The organism is Micromonospora sp. 4G55, from assembly GCF_016803375.1.
Map to the genome: position 1 here is coordinate 1 of NZ_JAEVHN010000353.1, position 6,357 is coordinate 6,357.

The window sequence follows — 6,357 nt, forward strand, 5'->3', positions numbered from 1 at the left end:
GGGGCGCCGCCGGCAGCAGGGCGCCCCCCGGCGCGCACCGCCTGACCCTCCCCCCGCCGCCGCCCGGTGGCCCACCTTCCGGTCCCGCCTGACGCGGCCCGGTTGGCGTGGCGTACCCCGCGCCGCCGCGGGACGTGGGCCGGTTCCCCGATCCACCACGACGTGCGCGGGTCGACCCCCGCCGCCACGTCCTCCTTCTTCCGGGCCACCCTGCCCGGCATTCCCTTGAATCCTGGAGGATTCGCATGTCGAAGTTCCGCTGGCGCAAGCCGGTGACAATCGCGGGCGCGGTGCTGCTGACCGCCGCGCTGGGCGGCGTCGCCGCCACCAACCACGAGGTACAGGAAATCCTCGGTCTGGCCGAGGAGCCGGGCGCCAACCTGCCCTGGCACCCCCGGGAGTTCGCCGAGATGGCGGCCGGGGAGAACTCGGAGGAGGCCGGCGAGGAGGCCTTCGAGGCCCGGGTCATCGCCGAGCAGTTCGCCCAGGCCCGCTCCGCGCCCGGCATCGTTGCCCCGGGCGCCTACTCCAACGCGTTCAGCCAGCTGGGCAGCCTGCCGGTCACCAAGGGCAGCTGGCGCGAGGTAACAAAGATCAAGTACGACGGTGACGACCCCCGCTACCGCGACTACGCCTCCAACTCCTCCGGGGGCGCGGGTCTGCAGACCGGCCGGATCACCGGCCTCGCCGCCGACAACAGCGGCTACGTCTACGCGGCCGGCGCGGACGGTGGCGTGTGGCGGTCCTCGATCGGCGGCGGGAGCTGGACGCCGATCACTGACCAGCTGCCCACCCTGTCCAGCGGCGACGTGGTGCTCGCCACCGACGGCTCGCTCTGGTACGCCACCGGCGAGGCGAACACCGGCGCCACCTCGTACGTCGGTGCGGGCGTCTACCGGCTCGCCAACCCGAAGACCGGCCAGTTCACCGCGAGCGACCGGGTCGGCGGCACCGAGCTGGAGAGCTCGGTCATCAACAAGCTGCGCTTCTTCGACGGCAAGGTCTGGGCCGCCACCAACCGGGGTCTCTACTCGCACTCGATGACCAGCGCCTCCGGGGCGTGGAAGTTCGAGTGGGCGCCGAACCCGAGCTACCTGCCGGGCGGAGCGGACGCGGGCGCGGCCGACGCGGCGTACAAGAACATCGTCAACGACGTGGCCGACGACCCGCGTAACCCGAAGCACGTGGTGGTGGCCTCGGCCTGGCGGTCGGGCGACACCTACAACGGCTTCTACGAGACCGCCGACTACACCGCCGGCGGCTGGGCCAAGGTCAACCCGACCGGCTCCATCCCGACCGACGACATCGGGTACGTGACGTTCGCCTTCTCCGCCGACGGCGGCAAGCTCTACGCGATCAACCAGTCGCCGAAGCTGCTGAACAAGCCGGCCGGCAACGTCAACAGCTACCTCGACGGCATCTACGTCTCCAACAACGGCTCGCCCGCCGGGCCGTGGAGCAAGATCGCCGACTCGGCGAAGCTGGGCAACTCCGGCTCCGCGCTCAAGCAGACCGTCATCGGCAAGGGCTACGGCCCGGGCATCCAGGCCTGGTACAACCAGTTCCTGACGGTCGACCCGGCCAACCCGAACCACGTCTGGGCGGGTCTGGAGGAGGTCTACGAGTCGACCGACGCCGGCGCCAACTGGAAGACCGTCGGGCCGTACTGGAACTTCGGTTTCTCCTGCTGGAACATCTACGACGCGCAGAACAAGTGCAACAAGACCACCCACTCCGACCAGCACTCGGTCGCCGTGGGCAACGGCTTCGTCTACGTCGGCAACGACGGCGGCATCTACCGCCGGCCGATCAACGGCAGGACCGACCGGGACGGGCACGCGACCGACTGGCAGAGCCTCAACGACGGCAGCATCGACGCCCTGCAGTACTACTCGGTCTCGGTCGGCAAGGACCCGGCCAAGGCCGGCACCGTGGTGTCCGGTGGTCTCCAGGACAACGGCGTCTCGGTGCTGCGCGCCGGCGACACCGTGATGGGCTCCAACTTCGGTGGTGACGGCGGTGACGGCTTCGCCGACCCGGCGAACGGCTGCCGCCAGGTGCAGGAGTACACCAACCTGGCCATGCGGGTCACCGAGAACTGCAACGCCAACCCGGGCCCGGGTACGGCGGAGACCTCGACCTCGCGGGACATCCAGCCGTACACCTCGTCGCCGGGCGACGAACTGGCCCGGTTCATCGCGCCGTTCGCGGCGGACGACCACGACGCCAACGTCTGGGTCGCCGGCGGCCGGCACGTCTGGATCAACACCAAGGGCTACGCGATCCAGGACGGCAAGGGCTGGACGAACGCCTTCGATCTGGGCGCCGGGCACACGGCCACCTCGGTCGCCGTCTCCGGCGGCACGGCCTACGTCGGCTGGTGCGGGCCGTGCAACAACTCCGGGTTCACCCGCGGCGTCGCGGTCGGCAAGGTGACCGACCCGGCGAGCTGGCACCAGATCACCCTGCCGGGTGACTTCCCGAACCGGTTCGTGCAGGGCGTCGGGGTCGACCCGACGAACGCCTCGCACGCCTTCCTCGCCATCAACGGGTTCTCCCGGCGGTTCACCGAGGGCCCGGGCGCCGGCGTCGGCCACGTCTACGAGACGACCGACGCGGGCGCGACCTGGAAGGACGTCTCAGCGAACCTGCCGGACGTGCCGGCCAGCTCGGTCAAGGAGCTGTCCAACGGCGGTCTCGTACTCGCCACCGACCTGGCCACCTTCTACCGTGCGCCGGGCGCCACGGGCTGGCAGCGGCTCGGCACCGGCCTGCCGCTGACCGTCGGCATGGACGTGGAGTACAACGCGACCGACAACTCGGTCTACGTGGCCACCCACGGCCGTGGCATCTGGGCGTTCAACCTGGCCCAGCTCTGAGGCACCGGCGGTCCGGCCCGGACCGCGCGGGCCCCGTCCCCTCCCGGGTCGGGGCCCGCGTCGTCGGTCCGCACCGCCCGCCCCCGCCCCGGACCTGTCGATCATGAAGTTGTTGCCCGACACGCCGAGGCGGCGGGCGACAACTTCATGATCAACGGGGGAAAGCGGCGGCCCCGGGAGTGGGTCAGGCGTCTACCGGAGAGGGGGCGGTGAGGTGGGCGCGGGCGAAGGCTAGGGCCTCGCGGAGGTCGGCCTCGCGGTCGGCGCGGCTCTTCGCGCCCCGGGTGGTGACCTCGACGGCCACCGAGCCGGTGAAGCCCCGGCCGGCCAGTGAGCGCAGCAGCTCCGCGCAGGGCTGGCTGCCCCGCCCGGGCACCAGGTGCTCGTCGCGCCCCTCGCCGGTGCCGTCGCCGAGGTGCACGTGGGCCAGCCGGTCGCCCATCCGGTCGGCCATCGCCAGCGAGTCGGTGTGCGAGGCGGCGCAGTGCGACAGGTCGAGGGTGTACGAGGCGTACCCGGCCTCGGTCGGGTCCCAGCCCGGCACGTACGGCACGAACTGCCGGCCGGCCATCCGCACCGGGTACATGTTCTCCACCGGGAAGCGCAGGTCCGGGTACTCGCCGGCGATCGCGTCGAGCCCCTCGGCGAAGTTGCGGGCGTAGTCCCGCTGCCAGGTGAACGGCGGGTGCACCACCACGACCGGCGCGCCCAGGGTGGCGGCCAGCTCGGCCGAGCGGCGCAGCCGCTCCCAGGGGTCTGGGCTCCACACCCGCTGGGTCACCAGCAGGCACGGCGCGTGCACCGACAGGACCGGCACGCCGTAGTGCTCCGAGAGGCCGCGCAGCGCGCCGGCGTCCTGGCTCACGGCGTCGGTCCAGACCATCACCTCGACGCCGTCGTAGCCGAGCGCCGCGGCAAGCTGGAACGCCGCCGCGGTCCGCTCAGGGAAGACCGAGGAACTGGACAGGAGCACGGGGACGCGGGAAGTCACACCCCTCAGGGTAGCCCGACCGGTCGCCACGCTTCAGGACGAGCGGCGTCAAATGGCGCAGAACGACCGACGCGGATCACATCGGCTCTAGCTGATCCAACCGGCGGAGGATGACGCCCTCACGCAGCGCCCACGGGCAGATGTCCAGCGCCGGTACGTCCAGGCGACGCATCACCGCCTCGGCCACCACCGCACCGCCGAGCAGCTGGTGGGCCCGACCCGTGCTGACCCCCTCCAGCTCGGCGAGCTGGGCCGGCGGGATGTGCCGGATGAAGCCGAGCACCTGCTGCAGGCCGGTGCGGGTGAGGCTGCGCCGGGCCCAGAGCCCGGCCGCGGACGGCGCGGCGCCGGCCAGCCGGGCCAGCATCCGGAAGGTCTTGGAGGTGGCGACGGGGCGCTCCCAGCCCACCCCGGCGAGCTTCTCCACCACCGGGTCGAGCAGCCCGTCGACGTACTCCCGCAGCTCCTCCACGGCCTCGGCGGACGGCGGCGCCTGCCCGGCCGGGTCCACCCGCAGCCGCTCCCGGCTCAACCGCCCGGCCCCCAGCGGCAGGGAGACCGCGACGTCCGGGTCCTCGTCGATGCCGGCCGCCAGCTCCAGCGAGCCGCCGCCGATGTCCATCACCAGCAGCCGCCCCGCCGACCAGCCGAACCACCGCCGCACCGCCAGGAAGGTCATCCGCGCCTCGTCGGCGCCGGAGAGCACCTCCAGCCGTACGCCGGTCTCGTCGCGGACCCGGGCCAGCACCTCGGCGGCGTTGGTGGCGTCGCGCACCGCGGAGGTGGCGAAGGCGAGCAGGTCGTCGGCGGCCAGCCCGGCTGCGGCGGTACGGGCCATGCCGACCGCCTTGACCAGTCCGTCGGCGCCCTCCTCGGTCAACGCCCCGTCCGGGCCGATCTGCTCGGCCAGCCGGAGCACCACCTTCTCCGAGTGCGCCGGCCAGGGGTGCGCGCCGTGGTGGGCGTCGACCACCAGCAGGTGCACCGTGTTGGAACCGACGTCGAGGACACCCAGTCGCATGCTGTCGACCCTAGGGCCAACACGTTTCCGCGGCTCGCCGGCCGGCCCCGGTCACCCCGCGTACGCTGGTCCGGGTGACGAGCCAGGTGGAACTGCACGTACTGGTGGACGACCCGGGCGACCCGCGCAGCCGTGAGGTGGAGCTGGACTTCCCCCGCGAGTGGATCGAGTTCGTCGACCCGGCCGACGAGCGGCACCTCGTCCGCGCCGACCTGACCTGGCTGTTGTCCCGCTGGACGTGCATCTTCGGCAAGGGCTGCCACGGCATCATCGCCGGCCGGGCCACCGACGGCTGCTGCTCGCACGGCGCGTTCTTCACCGACGGCGACGACGAGAAGCGGGTCCGGGCGGCGGTCAAGCGACTCACCCCGCAGACCTGGCAGCACTTCCGTCGGGGCGTCAAGAACTGGACCGCGGACGACACGATCGACGGCAAGAACCCGGCGCGGCGCACCGCCACCCGGGACGTCGACGCGCCGTGCGTGTTCCTCAACGACGCCGACTTCCACGGCGGTGGCGGCTGCGCCCTGCACGGTCAGGCGCTGCGCGACGGGGTGCACCCGCTGGAATACAAGCCGGACGTCTGCTGGCAGCTACCGATCCGCCGCGAGCAGGACTGGACCAAGCGACCCGACAACACCAAGGTGCTGGTCTCCACGCTGACCGAGTTCGACCGGCGGGGCTGGGGCGCGGGCGGGCACGACCTGGACTGGTGGTGCACCTCGTCCACCGACGCGCACGTCGGCACCGACCCGATGTACGTCTCGTACGGCCCGGAGCTGACCGCGCTGATCGGCGCGCCCGCGTACGCGAAGCTGGCCGAGCTGTGCGGGGCGCGGCTGCGCCAGGGCCAGGTCGCCCCGCACCCGGCCAGCGAGGGCTGACCGCCGAAGCTACGTCCGCGCGTCGGCCGGCAGGACGACCACCCCGTCGTCGTCGCTGTGCACCTCGGCTCCCGGCATGAAGACGCAGTTGCCGAACGACACCGGCACGTCCCGCTCGCCGACTCCCGCCTTCGCGCTCTTGCGCGGGTTGACGCCGAGCGCCTTGATGCCGATCGGCAGGGCGGCCAGCGCGGTGACGTCCCGGACCGCGCCGTTGATCACCACCCCCGCCCAGCCGTTCGCCGCCGCCGTGCCGGCGATCAGGTCGCCCATCAGGGCGGTGTGCACCGACCCGCCGCCGTCCACCACCAGCACCCGGCCCTCCCCCGGCTCGGCGACGATCGACTTGAGCAGGGCGTTGTCCTCGAAGCAGCGCACCGTGACGGCCGGCCCGGCGAAGGCGCGGGCGGCGCCGAACTGACGGAGCTGGGTGTCGCACGAGCCGAGCACGTCGCCGTACCGGTCGTAGAGGTCGGCGGTCGGAGTCAGCATGGTTCTTCCCTCTCTGGCCGGGGTGTCGGATCGGGGGGGTGGGCCCTGGTGCAGTCCGGTCGCGGCGACGGCCGCGCCGGCCAGGCCGGC

General features: G+C 72.6%; 6 protein-coding genes. 2 read left to right on the forward strand and 4 right to left on the reverse strand.

The annotated features are described in order from the left end of the window. On the reverse strand, positions 1–221 hold a 221-nt coding region (locus tag JNW89_RS23975; RefSeq protein WP_238450592.1), incomplete at its 3' end, for a hypothetical protein. 24 nt (positions 222–245) lie between these two features. Here JNW89_RS23975 and JNW89_RS23980 point away from each other — a divergent pair. Then, positions 246–2,879 (forward strand): glycosyl hydrolase, encoded by a 2,634-nt coding sequence (locus JNW89_RS23980; RefSeq protein WP_238450593.1) that lies wholly within the window; start codon positions 246–248, stop codon positions 2,877–2,879. A 184-nt stretch (positions 2,880–3,063) separates the two neighbouring features. Here JNW89_RS23980 and JNW89_RS23985 read toward each other — a convergent pair whose 3' ends face one another. Together JNW89_RS23985 and JNW89_RS23990 are read right to left on the reverse strand one after the other, a co-directional pair. Next, positions 3,064–3,870, reverse strand: coding sequence for a sugar phosphate isomerase/epimerase (locus tag JNW89_RS23985; protein WP_238450594.1), 807 nt, complete (start codon positions 3,868–3,870; stop codon positions 3,064–3,066). Between the two features lie 76 nt (positions 3,871–3,946). Then, a complete protein-coding gene (locus tag JNW89_RS23990) occupies positions 3,947–4,891 on the reverse strand; it encodes a Ppx/GppA phosphatase family protein (protein ID WP_238450595.1) in 945 nt (314 codons plus the stop codon). A 74-nt stretch (positions 4,892–4,965) separates the two neighbouring features. On the opposite strand from JNW89_RS23990, the gene JNW89_RS23995 reads away from it, so the two are divergent. Further along, positions 4,966–5,775 (forward strand): hypothetical protein, encoded by an 810-nt coding sequence (locus JNW89_RS23995; RefSeq protein WP_238450596.1) that lies wholly within the window; start codon positions 4,966–4,968, stop codon positions 5,773–5,775. Between the two features lie 9 nt (positions 5,776–5,784). On the opposite strand, the gene rraA is transcribed toward JNW89_RS23995, so the two are convergent. Beyond that, positions 5,785–6,267: a ribonuclease E activity regulator RraA gene (rraA, locus tag JNW89_RS24000; protein WP_238450597.1), complete on the reverse strand. Its 483-nt coding sequence runs from the start codon at positions 6,265–6,267 to the stop codon at positions 5,785–5,787. Between the last annotated feature and the right edge of the window lie 90 nt (positions 6,268–6,357).

What these genes read in the sequence shown, in the direction of transcription:
- JNW89_RS23980 (WP_238450593.1), top strand. Translation starts at nt 246, where the DNA reads ATGTCGAAGTTCCGCTGGCGCAAGCCGGTGACAATCGCGGGCGCGGTG.
- JNW89_RS23990 (WP_238450595.1), bottom strand. Translation starts at nt 4,891, where the DNA reads ATGCGACTGGGTGTCCTCGACGTCGGTTCCAACACGGTGCACCTGCTG.
- rraA (WP_238450597.1), bottom strand. Translation starts at nt 6,267, where the DNA reads ATGCTGACTCCGACCGCCGACCTCTACGACCGGTACGGCGACGTGCTC.